Consider the following 18268-nt stretch of genomic DNA (forward strand, 5'->3'; position numbering starts at 1 on the left):
GCAGGCAACGGTCGCCCCGTCGCGACGCCCGGCACGCTCCCCCAAGCTCTTCGAGCAGGGGGGACCCTCACTCGCCGCACCGGCCGAAAGCCCACGTACGTCCGGTACGAGAGGGGCACGCGCGCGTGCCCCTCTCGTAACGAGACTTCTCAGGCCGGGCGCACCACGCTGTGGATCGCCGACTCGCCGTCGTAGTAGACCGACTCCTCGCGCACATACGTGCCGGGCTTCGGGGCGTGGATCATCATGCCGTTGCCGATGTAGATGCCGACGTGGGAGAGGTCGTCGTAGAAGAACACGAGGTCGCCGGGCTGGGCCTGGGAGAGCGGGACCGTGGTGCCGGCGTTCACCTGGTCGTAGGTCGTGCGTGGCAGGGTGACGCCCGCGGCCTTCCAGGCGGCCTGGGTGAGGCCGGAGCAGTCGTAGGAGCCGGGGCCGACGGCACCCCACACGTACGGCTTGCCGATCTGGGCGCGGGCGAAGGCGAGCGCCTTGTCGGCCTTGGTGGCGTACGAGGAGTCGGCCGGCGCGGTGGAGGAGGATGAGCCGGAGCCCGGCGAACCCGACGACGAGGACCCGCTGTCCTGCTGCTGGGCGGCCTCGTCCTGCGCCTGCTGCTGCGCGGCCTGCTGCCGGGCCAGCTCGTCGGCCTTGCGGGCGGCCTCCTCCCGCTTCTCCTTCTCGATCGCCGCGAGCCGGGCCTTCTCCTCGGCGGTCAGCTTCGACATCAGCTCGCGCGCGTCGGCGAGCTTGCGCTGGACGGTGGCCTTGGCCGTCTTGAGATCGCCCTGCGACTCGGTGAGCGTCTCGAGGCTCTCGGTGGCCTCCTGGCGCTTCTCCATCGTCTCGGACTGCTGCGTGACGTAGTCGTCGACCGCGGCCTTCTGACGGCCGGTCATCCGGTCCATCAGCTGGGTCCGGTCGAAGTAGTCCTGCGGAGTGTCCGCGAGCAGGAACGTCGCCGTGTCCGGGGCGGCGGCGCCGGTGCGGTACTGGGCGGAGGCGAAGGAACCCAGTTCCTCGCGGGCCTCGTTGAGCTTCTGGGTGCGCTGGGCGACGTCGTCCAGGAGGGTGTCGACGCGCTTGCGCTGCTTCGCGGTCTTCTCCTTGGCCGCGTTGTACTTGCCGGTCGCCGACTCGGCCTGGCGGTACAGGTCGTCGACCTTCTTCTCGACTTCCTCGAGGCTGGGCTTGTCGTCGGCCTCGGGGGCGGCGTTGGCCGACTGGGACAGCAGGGCCACGGACGTGAGGGCCGCCGTTGCGAGGGCGGGGGGCCGTATGCCTGCCACGCGCGTACCCGTAGGACGCGACTTGCGGTGCGACGCCAAGGGAGGCGACTCCTTCCATGTTCCGCCTACCGGGTTAGCTGTCGGGTTCGGGCGGGTGCTTCGGAAGGTTTGCCCTACGGCCTTCTCCGCACAGGGAGTCGGGCCGATTCACCCCAGGTTCACGGTTGGGTCCCCGGCTCCGGCTGCCGCTGCGGCACACCGGACTCGGCGGAGGCCGCGCGGCCCGGCGACGTTCGCCGGTGGGGGTCATGCGGCCCGGTCGCACCGTAGCCAACTCGTGTGGCCCTTGTGAAGGTTGATGGGTGATATGCCCGATACATTTTCGTGACCTCGTTCCTGAGCGTTGCGGAGAGTGAACGATCGAGGAGGTTTGGTCATGGATGGTCCGCATTTGCGGGGGGTGTAGCAGGACGTGATCATGCGGTCATGGAGGGCGACAATGCGCCGCCGGGCGGTCGGCGGGCGTGCGGGCGGGCGGCGATGTTCTCGGGGCGGCGGCGGGCTGTCAGTGAGGCGCCCTAGACTCGGAGAGCGATGAGCAGCCTCTTTGACGACAACTTCCTGGCGAACCTCCAGGCCCAGCGGGGCCCCGCGGACGAGCCCCCGCCGCCGCCCGAGGACGATCACGCTCCGGAGCCGGTTCCGGACGATCTGTTCGGCGGGAAGTTCGACGTGCCCCCGGACCGGGACGCCTACTACCGGGACGGTGCCCCCCGCCCGGCGGTGGACACCGCCGCCCTCCTGGAGGGGCTGAACGACAACCAGCGCGCCGCCGTCGTGCACTCCGGCTCCCCGCTGCTCATCGTGGCCGGCGCCGGCTCCGGCAAGACCCGTGTGCTCACGCACCGCATCGCCCACCTGCTCGCCGAGCGGGACGTGCACCCCGGCCAGATCCTCGCGATCACCTTCACCAACAAGGCCGCCGGCGAGATGAAGGAGCGCGTCGAGCAGCTCGTCGGCCCGCGCGCGAACGCCATGTGGGTCATGACGTTCCACAGCGCGTGCGTCCGCATCCTCAGGCGGGAGAGCAAGAAGCTCGGCTTCACCTCCTCCTTCTCGATCTACGACGCCGCCGACTCCAAGCGCCTGATGGCCCTGGTCTGCCGCGACCTGGACCTCGACCCCAAGCGCTTCCCGCCGAAGTCCTTCAGCGCCAAGATCAGCAACCTGAAGAACGAGCTGATCGACGAGGAGGACTTCGCCGCACAGGCCACCGACGGCTTCGAGAAGACCCTCGCCCAGGCCTACGCCATGTACCAGTCGCGGCTGCGCGAGGCGAACGCCCTCGACTTCGACGACCTGATCATGACGACGGTCAATCTCCTGCGCGCCTTCCCGGACGTCGCCGAGCACTACCGCCGCCGCTTCCGGCACGTCATGGTCGACGAGTACCAGGACACCAACCACGCCCAGTACGCCCTGGTCCGCGAGCTGGTCGGCACCTCCGAGCACCCGGTCGACGTGCCGCCGGAAGCCGAGGTCCCGCCCGCCGAGCTGTGCGTGGTGGGTGACGCCGACCAGTCGATCTACGCCTTCCGCGGTGCGACGATCCGCAACATCCTCCAGTTCGAGGAGGACTACCCGGACGCGACGACGATCCTGCTGGAGCAGAACTACCGCTCCACCCAGACCATCCTCAGCGCGGCCAACGCGGTCATCGAGCGCAACGAGTCCCGCCGCCCCAAGAACCTGTGGACCAACGCCGGCACGGGTGCGCGCATCACCGGCTACGTCGCCGACACCGAGCACGACGAGGCGCAGTTCGTCGCCGAGGAGATAGACCGCCTCACCGACGCGGGCGAGGCGAAGGCCGGCGACGTCGCCGTCTTCTACCGCACCAACGCCCAGTCCCGTGTCTTCGAAGAGGTCTTCATCCGCGTCGGCCTGCCCTACAAGGTCGTCGGCGGTGTCCGCTTCTACGAGCGCAAGGAGGTCCGGGACGTCCTGGCCTACCTGCGCGTGCTGGCCAACCCGGAGGACTCGGTGCCGCTGCGCCGGATCCTCAACGTCCCCAAGCGGGGCATCGGTGACCGCGCCGAGGCCATGATCGACGCCCTGTCCCAGCGGGAGAAGATCAGCTTCCCGCAGGCGCTCAAGCGGGTCGACGAGGCGTACGGCATGGCCGCGCGTTCCACCAACGCCGTCAAGCGGTTCAACACGCTGATGGAGGACCTCCGTACCGTCGTCGAGTCCGGCGCCGGACCGGCCACGGTGCTGGAGGCCGTACTGGAGCGCACCGGGTACCTCGCCGAGCTGCAGGCCTCCACCGACCCGCAGGACGAGACCCGGATCGAGAACCTTCAGGAACTCGCCGCAGTCGCCATGGAGTTCGAGCAGGAGCGCGGCGAGGAACAGCCGAGCACCCTGTCCGACTTCCTCGAACAGGTCGCGCTGGTCGCCGACTCCGACCAGATCCCCGACGAGGAGGACGGCGACGGCGTCATCACCCTGATGACCCTCCACACCGCCAAGGGCCTGGAGTTCCCGGTCGTCTTCCTGACCGGCATGGAGGACGGCGTCTTCCCGCACATGCGCGCCCTCGGCCAGACCAAGGAACTGGAGGAGGAGCGGCGCCTGGCCTACGTCGGCATCACACGCGCGCGGGAACGGCTGTATCTGACGCGGTCCACGCTGCGCAGCGCATGGGGCCAGCCGTCGTACAACCCGCCCTCCCGGTTCCTGGAGGAGATCCCGCCGACCCACGTGGAGTGGAAGCGGACGGGAGCGACCGCACCCGCGTCCTCCGGGCCGGTCTCGGCGGTGGCGGCCTCGCTGTCCTCGTCCCGCTCGCGCTCCTCGGCGTCGGGCGCCTCGGGTTTCGCCACGCGCCGCACCGCCGAGAAGCCGGTGGTGTCACTGGCGGTCGGCGACCGGGTCACGCACGACCAGTTCGGGCTCGGCACCGTCGTCGGGGTCAAGGGCACGGGCGGCAACGCCGAGGCGACGATCGACTTCGGCGACACCAAGCCGAAGCGGCTGCTGCTGCGGTACGCGCCGGTGGAGAAGCTGTAGCACCGTGAGGTGAGCCGGTGGGCCCCTGCTCGCCCGACGGGCGGGGGCTGCCGGGACGTTACGTCGGGTCGATGCCGTGGCTGCGCAGCCACGGGAGCGGGTCGATCGCCGAGCCGCCGCCCGGGCGCACCTCGAAGTGCAGGTGCGGGCCGGTGGAGTTGCCGGAGTTGCCGGAGCGCGCGATCGGATCGCCGGCCTTCACGGTCGTGCCCGAGGCGACCGTGTAGGTGGAGAGGTGGCAGTACCACGTCTCCGTGCCGTCCTTCGCGGTCAGGATCAGCATGTTGCCGTACGCGCTGTTCCACTGCGTGCGCACGGTGCCGTCCGTCGCGGCCATCACGGTCGTGCCGTACGAGACGGGGAAGTCGATGCCGGTGTGCAGGGACATCCAGTTGATGCCGGACTGGCCGTAGGTGGCGCTGAGTCCGTGCCGCGCGACCGGCAGGGCGAACTTGGGGCGCAGCCGCTCCTTGCGGGCCGCCTCCTCAGCCGCCCGCTTCTTCTCGGCCGCCTGCTGGGCCTTGAGATCGATGCGCTCCTGCGTACGGCTGGCCCGGTCGGCGAAGTCGTCGGCACCGGCGGAGAGGCTCTGCAGCTGTGTGTCCAGCTTGTTGTTGGCGGCGGCTGGTTTGACCGGCTGCGCGTCCGCCGCCATCGTCTGCGCCTCCGCGGCACTGTCGTCGGCGAAGGTGCCGACGGAGGCGGCGGCGATCCCGGCGACACCCATCACACACGCCGAGGGCACCGCGATGGTCATCAGCGCCGAGCGCTTGGGGGGCGTACGGCGGCGGGAACGGGAACCGGCGCGCGCGGCCGCCCGCGACGACGGGGCCGGGGTGACGTCCTCCTGGCCGTCCAGGAGAGGCGTGACGACGGGCAGTTCACCGGTGGTTTCCGGCTCGTCGCCCTCCGCGGCGGGGTCGTGGTAACCGGTCCCGTCGGACTCGCCGTAGCCGACCTGCTCGAACGTCGCGGTCTCGTACTGGTCGAAGGTTTCAGCGGGGTGCTCGTACGCGTCGGGATCCGGTGCGGCGGTGCCGTCGGAGTTCCACTGCGTGGCGTCGTAGGCGCCCGTGTCGAAACTCTGCGTGCCCCATTCCCACTGCTGGGTGTGGTCGGCGGGGTTGCCGGACTGGTCGGGCTGGAGCCAGGCGCCGGTCTCCCACTGCCCGGTGGCGTCGGGAGACGGGGCCTGGGACGGGATGGCCGACATCGGCTGCTGCTCGGCCGTCCAGGAGGCCGTGTCGTAGACGCCGGTGTCGTAGGCGGCGTGGTGCTGGGCCGCGTACGCGTCGTAGTGCACGTTCTCGTGCGTGCCGGTGGGCCAGTGACCGGCGTCGTAGGCGCCCGTGTCGTGGCCGTTGCCCGGCATGTCGCCGAAGAGGGGGTCGGTCGCGAAGCTCGCGGTGGCGTGCCCGGTGGCGTCGAAACCGGTGCCGTCGGTACCGGTTGCGGTGGCACCGGTGGCGTCAAATCCGGTGGCGGCGTAGTCGCCGTACGTGGTGAAGTCGCCGTACTGGGCTTCCTGGGTGCCGTACGACCCGTAGTGCGCGGAGGCGGCGTCGGAAGCCGGAGCCGGGGTCATGGTCCCCGACGGGTGACGGTCGTTCACCAACTTCTCTTTCGCCTCGACAACAGGGGCTGCCAGAGCAGTGCGGTGACTGTACCCGGCGGTACGCGGGCACGACAATCTTCGGCAGGTTTCGCGCGCGCAGGAAACGGGCATTCGGCCGTGTTTTGGCGGACTGCGGGCACGGGTTTGGTTCTGTGTTCGAAGTTTGTTCGAGGTTGATCAGGGTTGTGGTGTCGAGTGACCGCAGTGTGACGAGTCTCAGGCGACCGTCAGATCGCCGGTGTGTTCGGCGGACGGTTCACCCGGGTGGGCCGTGTCGAGGACCTGCCGTATCCCGTGGGCGACGGCGGGGTGCACGGGCAGGGCGAGATGGCCGATGCCGGTCACGCGCACGTTCTGCGCCGTCAGATCGGGATGGTCGATGCAGGCCGTCTCCAGCGGGTCCATCACATGGTCCAGGTCGCTCCAGAAGCTGACGAAGTGCGTTCGGCAGTCAGGGGCGGGCAGAGTGAGCTCTTCGAGCACCGGTGAGCCGGGGCGCATCTGGCGCACGATGGGGTGCGCGTCCGCCAAGGGCATCACTCGGGTTCCCGAGTGCGGCGTGCCGAGCGTGACAAGGGTCCGCACGCGTGTGTCACCGCCGAGCCGCTGCACGTAGTAGCGCGCTATCAGGCCGCCGAGGCTGTGCCCGACGACATCGACCCGGCCGGCCCCCGTGCGCTCGCAGACCTCTTCGATGTGCCGGCCGAGCCGCTCGGCGGCGGCCCGTATGTCCCAGGTCAGCGGCGAGTAGTTGAGGGACTCGATCTGCTGCCTGCCGTGCTGGGCGAGGCTGCGGCGCAGCAGGACGAAGACCGAGCGGTTGTCGATGAAGCCGTGCAGCAGGACGACCGGCGGCTTGGCTTCCGTGGGCAGTTGGGCGGCGCCGTCCGCGGGCAGTGCCGGGGCGGGGGCGCGCCGCTCCTGGGTGATGCCGGATGGATAGAGAAGGAGATGCCCGGCCAGGATCGCGATCTCCAGGGCGGTGGCCTTCAGGAGAGCCAGGGAGAGTCCCGCCAGTCTGCCCGGCAGCAGGCGCTCGCAGAACGGAAGAAAGGGCAGAGCAGCCCTGGTGACCTTCATGGCCGACCTCCTGTCGGCACGCGGGAGGACGGCTCCGCCCCCCGTGTGCCCTCGTGGAAAGCAGCTGCGAAGACGGCCGTCGGTGACCGCACGAGCGGCGTGAGCCGCGTGAGCCGCGGGGGCAGAGCGCGGCGTGTGGCGTGTGTGACGCCGGTGGTACGACGGAGGTCCCCGAACGGTGGGGTGACGAGGTTCCCCGCTGATGCGCCGTGTCTGCCCTGCGTGCCGTGCGTGCGGTACGTGCCCTGCGTGCCTTCGCCGAGGTGCCGTGCCGCCGTGGTGCGTCTGGATGGCGCGGCGGTACGGCAACCTCGATGCGGCTCCCCTTGCGCTTGTCCCATCGTGTGATTTCCCCCTCGGTATCCGCCGCGAAACTGCCGGTTGCGGGATCCTGGAGATAACGTTCGTTCACTTGCCCGGACGGTTCGGGGCGGGTTGTCCGTGCGGTGCGGCGTGTACGGCTTGCCCGATGTGTGCGGTACTTGTCGGTACGGATGGATGTAGTCGCTTCATGGAGGCAGTGATGGGTGTGGCAGCCGGTCCGATCCGCGTCGTGGTGGCCAAGCCGGGGCTCGACGGCCACGATCGCGGGGCCAAGGTGATCGCGCGGGCCCTGCGTGACGCCGGTATGGAGGTCATCTACACCGGGCTCCACCAGACTCCCGAGCAGATCGTCGACACGGCGATCCAGGAGGACGCCGACGCGATCGGGCTGTCCATCCTCTCCGGAGCGCACAACACGCTCTTCGCGGCGGTGATCGACCTGCTCAGGGAGCACGACGCGGAGGACATCCTGGTCTTCGGCGGCGGGATCATCCCCGAGGCGGACATCCCCCTGCTGAAGGAGAAGGGCGTCGCGGAGATCTTCACCCCGGGCGCGACGACGGCGTCGATCGTGGACTGGGTCCGGACGAACGCGCGCCAGCCCGCGGAGGCGTAGACCTCCGGCGGTCCCACCGGGGCGCCCCTGCCCGGCCAGGGGCGACGCACTCTCGGTTCGACGGGGACGGGCGACTGCCTCCGGCGGCCGTCCCGATCGGTGGCATGCCTCGCGGCAGCCGGTTGCCGTAGGGCACGTGAGGCCGGGTGCCGCGAGGCGCCCGTCATCGAGCGGGTCGCGGCGCGCGCCGCCGCAGGCGCGGAAGAGGGTCAGGCGGCTCCCAGCTCGTCGGTCATCGCCGCACGCAGGCGCAGGGTCGTGACCAGGCGCTGGAACGCCTCCGCCCAGTAGCCGCCGGCTCCCGGGGACGCGTTCTCCGGTTCGTCGGGTACGGCCAGCAGAGCATCGAGCCGGGCGGCCTCGGACGGGTCGAGACAGCGCTCGGCCAAGCCCATGACTCCGCTGAAACTCCATGGATAACTCCCCGCGTCCCGAGCGATGTTGAGCGCGTCCACCACCGCCCTGCCGAGCGGCGCCGCCCAGGGCACCGCACACACCCCGAGCAGCTGGAAGGCCTCGGACAGGCCGTGCGCGGCGATGAAGCCGGCCACCCACTCGGCCCGTTCGGCAGCACCCAGCGTGCCCAGCAGCTTGGCGCGCTCGGCCAGGGACACCGCGCCCGGACCGCCCGCTTCCGGCGCCGACGGCTCGCCCAGCAGCGCGCGTGACCACTCGGCGTCCCGCTGGCGCACCGCCGCCCGGCACCACGCCGCGTGCAGTTCGCCCTGCCAGTCGTCCGCCACCGGCAGCACCACGATCTCCCGGGGCGTGCGCCCGCCGAGCCGCCGCGACCAGGTGCCCAGCGGTGCGGCCTCCACCAGCTGACCCAGCCACCAGGACCGTTCACCGCGACCGGCCGGGGCCTTCGCCACGACGCCGTCGCGCTCCATGCCCGGGTCGCACTCGTGCGGCGCCTCGACGGCGATCGCCGGAATGGTCCGCGTGTTCCCTCCGGTTTCCTCGTCCTCACGGCCGGTCCCACTGGCCTGGGCGGCCCGCACGTGGTCGATGGCGACACACGCCTCCGCCCTGACCGCCATCCGCGCGGCGAGCGCCGAACCGGGCAGGGCCGACAGCAGCTCCGCCGCCGTCGCCCGGACGTTGCGGCTGCGGTCGGACAGGGCCTGTTCCAGGAACGGCTCGTCGTCCGGGCCCAGGCCCGCGCGCAGCGAATCGAGGAACATCAGCCGGTCCTCGGCCCGTTCCGTCGCCCACGTCGTCGCGAGCAGGTCGCGTGCGGGAGCCGGTTCGCGCGAGCGCAGGGCGGACAGCAGGGCGACGCGTTCGGCGAACAGGCCCTCCTGCCAGAGCTGCTGGATCCTGTCGTCGTCCTCGGGGTGCGGCAGGGCCGCTCCGCCGCCCGGGGCGGCGCGCAGGGCGAACCGCCAGTCCGGGTTCAGCCGTGCCAGCCACAGGGCCCGCGGCCCCGCGAACTCCAGCGCCGCCGGACGCAGGTCGGTACGCCCCCGGGCCGCGTCCAGCAACGCCGGAAGCACCTGCGGAGGCGGTGCGAAACCACGGGCGTTCGCCGTCGCGAGCCACTGCGGCAGCAGCTCCGTCAGGTCGGGCGCGGTGCCCCGCCGGCCGCCGCCGGACGGGCCGGGGCGGTCGGCCAGCAGCATCGCGAGCCTTCGGGCGGCCGCCGGCGGCAGCGTCGGACGCGTGTCCTGCGGAGCCGGCCGAGGACGTTCGGCCGCCCGCGCCGGGCGCAGACCGGCCCGCCGTCGCACGGTCTGAACGGCCGCCGCGTCCAGCAGGGCCGAAGCGGCGTCCGGGCCCGGCGCGGTGCCCGGCGGGGTGCGCCGGTCGGTGCCCAGCAGCGCGGTGGTGACGAGCCCCTCCCAGGTGTCCGCGCCGGGCGCGTCCACGGGTGTGGAGGTCCTGGTCATGAGCTTCCTTTCCGCGGGGCGCCCGGTGGTTGAAGGCTCGCTCTCACCGGTTGTCCCGTGATGCCTGAAAAATTCGTGGATCTCTGGGATGCGTGGGATCGGCCGACCTGCTGTGCGCGGGACCGCCGCCGGTTCAGCACAGCGCGACCGCGTCGCCCGGGCCCTCGGGCCAGGCCGTCAGCGGGGTGAAGCCCTGGTGGCCGCATTCGCCGAAGACCTTCACCGGGGCCCCGCCCGACAGGGCGACGAGCCGCCACAGGCCCGGCCGGGAACGCGCGGCAGGAGTGAGCGGCAGCGCCCCGTCCTCGTCGGCGTCCGCCAGCTGCCAGGAGTCGCCGTCCGGGGACGGAACGACCCGGTCCAGCGTCACCGGGACGGACTCCAGCCACGGGTCGTCGCGCAGGGCGTCGCCGTAACGGGCCGCCGCCCGCATCGTGGTCGTCCCCGGCGGACGTATCGCCGTGGGAGCGGGCGGGGCGAACTGCTCGCCCAGGGCCACCCGCGGCTGCCCGGCGCCCGGGTACGCGGACACCTCGGCCTCCAGGCTGAGCCCCACCGGCAGCGCCGGCTCCGGGGCGCGGCCGGCGGCGCCGTAGGAGAGGAGCAGCACGGTGCGGTGCGAGGCGGCGCCGTGCAGCCAGATCCGGCGGGTCGTCAGGCGCGGGTCCGTCGTGTCGTACTGGGCGAGGACCAGCCAGCGGTCGCGCAGCGGCGGGCCGTCCGCGGAGGCCGGGAGGCCCATGCGGGAGCGGACCGTGGCGGCGAGGCCGTCCGGGAGCCGCTCGCGGCGCAGCCAGCCCTGGCCGAGGAGATGCAGCAGGGCGCATTCCTCCAGCAGCCGCACCGGCCAGCCCGGCCCTGTGGACGGGATCGCCCCCAACTCCCGCACCCGGCCCGCCAGCCCCTGCGCCTGGGCGTCGACCATCCTGGCCGCCGTCTCCTCCCAGAGGCCGTACCCCGACTGCTCCGCGGCCGCCAGGCCGCCGCGCAGCAGATCGGCCAGGCGCTGCTCCAGCTCCACCGCGCCCGCCGTGACCCGCTCGGCCCGGCGCTCCGCCCGGCGGCGCGCCGCCTCCGGATCAGCCGGCCCGGGCGGCGCACCGGAGCCGTCCCCGGCCTTCTTCTCCTGAGTGCGCCTGCGCCGCCCCGCTGTCCACTGCCCGGCCCACTCCGGCGCCTGCCCCGGCGGCACCGCCGCCGCGTCGGCGGCCCAGAGCAGCAGCAGGCCGAGCGCGTGCTTGCACGGGAACTTGCGGCTGGGACAACTGCACTTGTACGCGGGCCCGGCGGCGTCCGCGATGTCCACGACCGTCTGATACGGCTTGCTTCCGCTGCCCTTGCACAGCCCCCACACCGTCCCCTCGTCGGAACACCCCGCCTCCGACCACGGCCCCGCCGCGCCGAGTTTGCTTCCCGCTTTGCGTGATGCCGCGTCAGGCGCCAGTGCCAGCACCTGCTCCGCGGTCCAGCGCACCCCCTGCTGAGTCATGTCGCCGAAGGTAGATCCCCCCACTGACAATCGGGTCCGCGAGCGCCCCCGGCGGAGCGTTTTCGCAGGTCGGAACGCATTGTCAGTGGTGTGGTGCAACGTTGGTGCCAGATCCGAACCGGGCGAGCTGGAGGGGGACTTTGCCATGACCGTGTCCGTGGAGCCGACGTCCGTCGAAGCGGGGGAGACGAAAGCGACCCAGGCGTTGCGACCGCACGCCGAGGACGCCTTCGCCCAGGAACTCGCCGCGCTGGCCGCCCAGGACGACCGTCCGCGCCCGGCCCGCTGGCAGCTGTCGCCGTGGGCCGTCGCGACGTACCTGCTCGGCGGCACCCTGCCCGACGGCACGGTGATCAGCCCCAAGTACGTCGGCCCGCGCCGCATCGTCGAGGTCGCCGTCACCACGCTCGCCACCGACCGCGCCCTGCTCCTGCTCGGCGTGCCGGGCACGGCCAAGACCTGGGTGTCCGAGCATCTGGCCGCGGCGGTCAGCGGTGACTCCACGCTGCTGGTGCAGGGCACTGCCGGCACCCCGGAGGAGGCGATCCGCTACGGCTGGAACTACGCGCAGTTGCTCGCCCACGGCCCGAGCCGCGACGCCCTGGTGCCCAGCCCGGTCATGCGGGCCATGGCGGAGGGCATGACGGCCCGCGTCGAGGAACTGACCCGTATCCCGGCCGACGTGCAGGACACCCTCATCACGATCCTGTCGGAGAAGACGCTGCCCATACCGGAACTGGGCCAGGAGGTGCAGGCGGTCCGCGGCTTCAACCTGATCGCCACGGCCAACGACCGCGACCGCGGGGTCAACGACCTGTCCAGCGCCCTGCGCCGCCGCTTCAACACGGTGGTGCTGCCGCTGCCGGAGAGCCCCGAGGCCGAGGTCGACATCGTCTCGCGGCGCGTCGACCAGATCGGCCGCTCCCTCGACCTGCCGGCCGCGCCCGACGGGCTCGACGAGATCCGCCGGGTCGTCACGGTCTTCCGCGAGCTGCGCGACGGGGTCACGGCCGACGGCCGGACGAAGCTGAAGTCGCCCAGCGGCACGCTGTCCACGGCCGAGGCGATCTCCGTCGTCACCAACGGGCTCGCCCTGGCGGCCCACTTCGGCGACGGCGTGCTGCGGCCGGGCGACGTCGCCGCGGGCATCCTCGGCGCGGTGGTCCGCGATCCGGCGGCGGACCGGGTCATCTGGCAGGAGTACTTGGAGACCGTCGTCCGCGAGCGTGACGGCTGGAAGGACTTCTACCGGGCCTGCCGCGAGGTGAGCGTGTGAGCGACGCGGGGCGGTGGCCCCGGGTGATGGGACAGCGGTCGCCGACGGGTTCGGGCCCGGACGTGCGGGACGGGAGGGGGATGAAGTGACCGGTGTGGAAAGGGTCGTGGGCCAGGGGGCCGCGGCGGGACCGGTGCTGCTCGGGGTGCGGCATCACGGGCCGGGGTCGGCGCGGGCGGTGCGGGCGGCGCTGGAGGAGGCCCGGCCGCGGGTCGTCCTGATCGAGGGGCCGCCCGAGGCGGACCCCCTGATCCCGCTCGCCGCCGACCGGGAGATGCGGCCGCCGGTCGCCCTGCTCGCCCACGCCGTGGACGAGCCCGGCCGTTCGGCGTTCTGGCCGCTGGCCGGGTTCTCCCCGGAGTGGGTCGCCCTCCGCTGGGCCCTGGAGCACGACGTCCCGGCCCGCTTCATCGATCTGCCGGCCACGCACACCCTGGCCTGGGGGAGGCAGGGGGAGGGTGAAGTCCCTCCGGACACAGAGGCGGCGGCGGACGGGGACACCGGCGGCCCAGGCTCCGCCGACCTGCGGATCGACCCGCTCGGAGTGCTCGCCGGCACCGCCGGTTACGACGACCCGGAGCGGTGGTGGGAGGACGTCGTGGAGCACCGGGGTGCGGGGGAGGGCGACGCGCTCGCGTCGTTCACCGCGCTCGAGGAGGCCATGGGCGCGCTGCGGGAGACGTACGGCAGCGGGGGACACGACCGGGACCTGGTGCGGGAGGCGTACATGCGGCTCCAGGTGCGCGCCGCGCAGCGGGAGTTCGAGGACGGCGTGGCCGTCGTCTGCGGCGCCTGGCACGTGCCCGCCCTGCGGCAGAAGACCACCGTCGCCGCCGACAAGGCGCTGCTGAAGGGACTGCCCAAGGTCAGGACGGACATGACCTGGGTGCCGTGGACGCACCGCCGGCTGTCCCGGACCAGCGGGTACGGGGCCGGCATCGACTCGCCCGGCTGGTACGGGCACCTGTTCGGCGCCCCGGACCGGCCGGTGGAGCGGTGGCTGACCAAGGTGGCGGGACTGCTGCGCGCCGAGGACCGGATCGTCTCCTCCGCGCATGTCATCGAGGCGGTGCGGCTGGCCGAGACGCTCGCGGCGATGCGCGGCCGTCCGCTGCCCGGCCTGAGCGAGACGACCGACGCGGTGCGTGCGGTGATGTGCGAGGGCTCGGACGTGCCGCTGGCGCTGGTGCGGGACCGGCTGGTCGTGGGGGACGTGCTGGGGGAGGTGCCGCCGTCGGCGCCTGCGGTGCCGTTGCAGCGGGACCTCACCCGGCTGCAGCGCCGGCTGAGGCTGAAACCGGAGGCGCTGGAGCGGGAGGTGGAGCTCGACCTGCGCAAGGAGAACGACGCCGCCCGCAGCAGGCTGCTGCACCGGCTGCGACTGCTCGGCATCGCCTGGGGCGAACCGGCCACCTCGCGGGGCAGCACGGGCACGTTTAGGGAGACGTGGCGGCTGCGCTGGGAGCCCGAGCTGTCCGTACGGGTCGCCGAGGCCGGGGTGTGGGGGACGACCGTCCTGTCCGCCGCGACCGCGAAGGCCGAGGCGGACGCCGTCACCGCGGAAGGCCTCGCCGACGTCACGGGGCTCGCCGAGCGCTGCCTGCTGGCCGAACTGCCCGACGCGCTTCCCATCGTGATGCGGGTCCTCGCCGACCGGGCGGCCCTGGACACGGACGTCGGCCATCTCGCCCAGGCGCTCCCGGCCCTGGTCCGCTCCCTGCGCTACGGCGACGTGCGCGGCACGGACACCGGCGCCCTGGCGGAGGTCGCCGCCGGACTGGCCGAGCGGGTCTTCGTCGGTCTTCCCCCGGCCTGTGCCGCGCTCGACGCGGACGCCGCCGAGGAGATGCGGGGCCATGTGGACGCGGTCCACGGGGCCGTGGGCCTCCTGGGCGACGCCCCCGCGGCCGGGCACGGCCCTCTGAGAGGCCGTTGGCAGTCGGTGCTGCGGGTGCTGTCCGGGCGGGACACCGTGCCCGGGGTCATCCGGGGGCGGGCCGTGCGGCTCCTGCTCGACGACGGGGAGCTGGCCCAGGACGAGGCGGCCCTGCTGATGGGGCTCGTCCTGTCACCGGGTACACCGCCTGCGGACGCGGCCGCGTGGATCGAGGGCTTCGTCGGAGGGGGCTCCGGGGGCGGGATGCTCCTGGTGCACGACGAGCGGCTGCTCGGACTGGTCGACACGTGGCTGACCGGCGTGCCGGCCGAGGCCTTCACGGACGTACTGCCCCTGCTGCGGCGGACGTTCTCGGCCTACGAGCCCGGAGTGCGCCGGACCCTCGGCGAACTGGTCCGGCGCGGACCGGGAGCCCGAGGGGGCGAGACAGCCCCCGGTTCCGGCATACCCGGCTTCGCGGCCGACCTCGACACGGTGCGCGCGGACGCCGTGCTGCCGGTCCTGCGGCTGCTGCTCGGACTGGACGACATGGACGAGAACACCGGCAACAACCTGGTGGGGGTGACGGGATGACGACCGAGGTGCGGACGGAGCGGACGACGGCACCGGAAGCGGGAGACATCGTGACGGGCGGACTCGGGGCGCAGAGGCGGCCGTCGACGACCGTGCCGGTGATCCCGCTGTGGGAACGGCCTCGCAAGGGAGGACGGGGATGACGTCCGAGATCACGGACCCGGCGCAGGAGCGGCTGCGGCGCTGGCGGCTCGTCCTCGGGGGCGACGCGGCGGACGGCACGGGGTGCGCGCTGTCGGGGCGGGACGCGGCCATGGACGGAGCGCTCACCGCCCTCTACGGCAGGAAGGACGGCAGGTCACAAGGGGGCCGGGACCGTTCGGCGGGGCTCGGGACGTCGGCACCGTCCGTGGCGCGCTGGCTCGGGGACATCCGGACGTACTTCCCCTCGTCCGTCGTGCAGGTCATGCAGCGCGACGCCATCGACCGGCTCGGACTCGCCACGCTGCTGCTGGAGCCCGAGATGCTGGAGGCGGTAGAGGCGGACGTGCACCTCGTCGGCACGCTGCTGTCACTCAACAAGGCGATGCCGGAGACGACGAAGGAGACGGCCCGGGCCGTCGTGCGCAAGGTCGTCGAGGACCTGGAGAAGCGGCTGGCCACCCGTACCCGGGCCACCCTCACCGGCGCGCTCGACCGCAGCGCCCGGACCAGCCGGCCCCGCCACCACGACATCGACTGGAACCGCACCATCGCGGCCAACCTCAAGCACTACCTGCCCGAGTACCGAACGATCGTGCCGGAGCGGCTCATCGGGTTCGGGCGGGCTGCCCAGTCCACGAAGAAGGAGGTCATCCTCTGTATCGACCAGTCGGGATCCATGGCGGCATCGGTCGTGTACGCATCGGTGTTCGGGGCGGTGCTCGCCTCGATGCGGACGATCTCCACGCGACTCGTCGTCTTCGACACGGCGGTCGTCGATCTCACGGACCAGCTGGACGACCCGGTCGACGTGCTGTTCGGCACGCAGCTCGGCGGTGGCACGGACATCAACCGGGCGCTCGCGTACTGCCAGTCGCAGATCACCCGGCCCGCGGAGACGGTGGTCGTGCTGATCAGCGACCTCTACGAGGGCGGCATTCGCCACGAGATGCTCAAGCGGGTCTCCGCGATGAAGGCGTCGGGGGTGCAGTTCGTGACGCTGCTGGCGCTCTCGGACGAGGGAGCACCGGCGTACGACCGGGAGCACGCGGCGGCGCTCGCGGCGCTGGGGGCACCGGCGTTCGCGTGCACGCCCGATCTGTTCCCGGAGGTGATGGCGGCGGCGATCGAGAAGCGGCCGCTGCCGATACCGGACGCGGCGTGAAGGGCCCGGCGTGAAGGGCCTGGCGTGAGGGGGAAGACGGCGGCTGGCCGATGCGTCGTCGTCCGACGCGGAGCAGCAAAACGGACATGACGGTCCATCGGTAGCAAGGGCTTGCGCAACCTCCGCACTCCCGTGCGAGGATCGGCGCCTGCCTGGCCGTGCGTGGTGACGGCCCGGCGGTACCGCTTCCGTCGCACGGGAGGAAGCTCCCCCTCTTGAGCTGGTCAGCAGCCCTGCCCGATGCCGCGTTGCGCACGCTGCGCACGGCGGCCGGGCGGCGTGCGCTCCAAGTGACGCTGTTGCTGGCCGGGTTGCTGGTCTTCGGGCTGCTGTCGGAGGAGCGGGCCCATGCGGAGAACGGCGGAGGGGCGCTGCCGGAGGGCCGGGCCGGGCAGACCGTCGGCGTTCACATCCCCGGGGGTTCGGGGCACCGGCTTGCTCGGAGTGCCGGTGCTGTGGGGGAGGCGGTGGGCGAGGGGCTGCCAGACACCCGGGTGGAGGTCCCGCCGTCCTCGTCCCTGCGGTCACAGCAGCCCCGGCGGCCGTCGCGCGCCGAGCAGCCGCCGCACGTGGAGCACCCGGAGCTGCCCACGCAGCCGACGCACCCGGTGCTGCCCAAGCCACCGTCGGGCCCGGTGCTGCCCAAGCCACCGTCGGGCCCGGTGCTGCCCGACCTCCCACCCCTGCCGCACCTCCCGGTTACGGCCGACATGCCGGCGCCGCCCTCCTTGCCAGGACTGTCCGGCTCACCCGGGCTGACGGCGCTTCCGGGCCTGTCCGGCTCACCCGCGCTGCCCGCGCTCCCGGGACATCCCCAGTCACCCGGGCTGCCCGTTCTCCCGGGACCGCCCGAGTCGCCCGGGCTGCCGGGGCTGCCGGGTCTGCCCGCGCCCCCCGGCAGTGACGTCGCCCACCCGGAGGCGCCCGCTCTCCCCGCGTTCCCCGGGTTCCCCAGCAACCCGGAGCTCCCCGGCCGCCCCCTCCCCGTCCCGGTCACGGCTGACCCGCAGAGGGGTGGGACGACGGCGCCGACGGCGGGTGGGACCGGCTCCCCGAGGCGGCCCGGGACGCCGGGCCCCCCGGCCCACGGCAAGGAGCCCTACGCCGTCCACGCGGGCCCGATGGTCTCCGATCCTCACACCCACCACGTCAGACACGGAGCTCACGCAAACCTCGCCGACCACACCAGCCGCCCAGGCCGCCCAGACCGCCCAGACCGCCCGGAACCGTCCACGCACGCCGGACGTACCACGACCGCCGGACACGCGTCCGGCGGTCGTCCCGACGGCGCGCTCGGCAGCCGGTTCCTGGCCGACAACGGCTCACCGCGGCACGGCGACGCTCACGCCGTCACCCCGAGCCCCGGAGCGCCGCTCAGGCTCGTCCCCGGTGCCGCGGGCCGCGCTCTCGCTGGCGGTGCCCGGTGCGGTCACCGGGACGTCCCCCTCTTCCCCGGCTAGAGCGGATCTTCCCCGGCTGGAGCGGACGGAGAGACCGCCGGGGTCGCCCCGCCGCTGGCCCGGCCCCCCAGGGGCGAAGAGCCTCGTCGGCCGACCCCGCCCGGGGTGCCCCACCGGCACCCCTCCCCCTCCCAGTGCTTCACGAGGCGCCACCTCCGGACGGCCGAAAACCGTCGGTGGTCCGAGGCCGAAACCTCGTGGATGGGGCGGGTGGTCCCCATTGGGGTGGGGAGCACCGCCCCGCGCCCCGGAGAGCGGGCCCTGAACAGGGCCTTCGTGCTCCTTCGGAGGTGTCCGGCGGGCCTCACCGGGTCAACCCCAGCCCGGTGAGGCCCCTCACCTCCGGCACCCCGTGCCAGAGAGTGCGACATCATGTGACAGGTATCACCGCTCAGGTGTGACCCTCGATTTAGAGGCCTCGCGGAAGCAGCGATAACCTGCG

General features: G+C 72.8%; 11 protein-coding genes and 1 riboswitch. Of the genes, 6 read left to right on the forward strand and 5 right to left on the reverse strand.

From position 1 onward, the window contains the following. Positions 1–149: 149 nt before the first annotated feature. Entirely contained in the window at positions 150–1328 is a 1179-nt protein-coding gene (locus ACFU3E_RS15645) for an NlpC/P60 family protein (RefSeq protein WP_384157234.1), read from the reverse strand. Positions 1329–1336: 8 nt separating this feature from the next. Further along, positions 1337–1509: riboswitch (cyclic di-AMP (ydaO/yuaA leader) on the reverse strand. 314 nt (positions 1510–1823) lie between these two features. Between ACFU3E_RS15645 and pcrA the strand changes: the two genes are divergently transcribed. Continuing rightward, a complete protein-coding gene (pcrA, locus tag ACFU3E_RS15650; protein WP_384157239.1) occupies positions 1824–4301 on the forward strand; it encodes a DNA helicase PcrA in 2478 nt (825 codons plus the stop codon). A gap of 58 nt (positions 4302–4359) precedes the next feature. Here the strand turns inward: pcrA and ACFU3E_RS15655 are convergent, their stop codons facing one another. After that, complete coding sequence (locus ACFU3E_RS15655; RefSeq protein ID WP_384157242.1) at positions 4360–5913, reverse strand: M23 family metallopeptidase; 1554 nt, start codon at positions 5911–5913, stop codon at positions 4360–4362. A 219-nt stretch (positions 5914–6132) separates the two neighbouring features. Then, positions 6133–6996 carry a lipase family alpha/beta hydrolase gene (locus ACFU3E_RS15660; protein WP_384157245.1) on the reverse strand — a complete coding sequence of 288 codons (864 nt, stop codon included), beginning with the start codon at positions 6994–6996 and terminating at the stop codon, positions 6133–6135. A 523-nt stretch (positions 6997–7519) separates the two neighbouring features. Here ACFU3E_RS15660 and ACFU3E_RS15665 point away from each other — a divergent pair. Beyond that, on the forward strand, positions 7520–7936 hold the full coding sequence (locus tag ACFU3E_RS15665; RefSeq protein ID WP_384157248.1) for a cobalamin B12-binding domain-containing protein: 417 nt from the start codon (positions 7520–7522) through the stop codon (positions 7934–7936). Positions 7937–8145: 209 nt separating this feature from the next. On the opposite strand, the gene ACFU3E_RS15670 is transcribed toward ACFU3E_RS15665, so the two are convergent. Then, positions 8146–9825, reverse strand: coding sequence for a DUF5691 domain-containing protein (locus ACFU3E_RS15670; RefSeq protein ID WP_384157251.1), 1680 nt, complete (start codon positions 9823–9825; stop codon positions 8146–8148). Positions 9826–9958: 133 nt separating this feature from the next. Next, a complete protein-coding gene (locus ACFU3E_RS15675; protein WP_384157255.1) occupies positions 9959–11314 on the reverse strand; it encodes an SWIM zinc finger family protein in 1356 nt (451 codons plus the stop codon). Positions 11315–11459: 145 nt separating this feature from the next. Here ACFU3E_RS15675 and ACFU3E_RS15680 point away from each other — a divergent pair, with 145 nt between their 5' ends. From ACFU3E_RS15680 to ACFU3E_RS15695, 4 genes are all read left to right on the forward strand, one after another. Beyond that, a complete protein-coding gene (locus tag ACFU3E_RS15680) occupies positions 11460–12590 on the forward strand; it encodes an AAA family ATPase (protein ID WP_384157258.1) in 1131 nt (376 codons plus the stop codon). Positions 12591–12675: 85 nt separating this feature from the next. Then, entirely contained in the window at positions 12676–15060 is a 2385-nt protein-coding gene (locus ACFU3E_RS15685; protein ID WP_384157261.1) for a DUF5682 family protein, read from the forward strand. Between the two features lie 139 nt (positions 15061–15199). Continuing rightward, on the forward strand, positions 15200–16366 hold the full coding sequence (locus tag ACFU3E_RS15690) for a VWA domain-containing protein (protein ID WP_384157264.1): 1167 nt from the start codon (positions 15200–15202) through the stop codon (positions 16364–16366). Between the two features lie 215 nt (positions 16367–16581). Continuing rightward, on the forward strand, positions 16582–17826 hold the full coding sequence (locus tag ACFU3E_RS15695; RefSeq protein ID WP_384157267.1) for a hypothetical protein: 1245 nt from the start codon (positions 16582–16584) through the stop codon (positions 17824–17826). Positions 17827–18268 lie beyond the last annotated feature (442 nt).

The organism is Streptomyces sp. NPDC057424, assembly GCF_042803315.1.
In the GTDB taxonomy this organism is placed as follows: domain Bacteria; phylum Actinomycetota; class Actinomycetes; order Streptomycetales; family Streptomycetaceae; genus Streptomyces.

Excerpts from the sequence above, each read along its gene's own strand:
- ACFU3E_RS15680 (WP_384157258.1), top strand. The coding sequence starts at position 11,460 with ATGACCGTGTCCGTGGAGCCGACGTCCGTCGAAGCGGGGGAGACGAAA.
- ACFU3E_RS15670 (WP_384157251.1), bottom strand. The coding sequence starts at position 9,825 with ATGACCAGGACCTCCACACCCGTGGACGCGCCCGGCGCGGACACCTGG.
- ACFU3E_RS15690 (WP_384157264.1), top strand. The coding sequence starts at position 15,200 with ATGACGTCCGAGATCACGGACCCGGCGCAGGAGCGGCTGCGGCGCTGG.
- ACFU3E_RS15665 (WP_384157248.1), top strand. The coding sequence starts at position 7,520 with ATGGGTGTGGCAGCCGGTCCGATCCGCGTCGTGGTGGCCAAGCCGGGG.
- ACFU3E_RS15660 (WP_384157245.1), bottom strand. The coding sequence starts at position 6,996 with ATGAAGGTCACCAGGGCTGCTCTGCCCTTTCTTCCGTTCTGCGAGCGC.
- pcrA (WP_384157239.1), top strand. The coding sequence starts at position 1,824 with ATGAGCAGCCTCTTTGACGACAACTTCCTGGCGAACCTCCAGGCCCAG.
- ACFU3E_RS15675 (WP_384157255.1), bottom strand. The coding sequence starts at position 11,314 with ATGACTCAGCAGGGGGTGCGCTGGACCGCGGAGCAGGTGCTGGCACTG.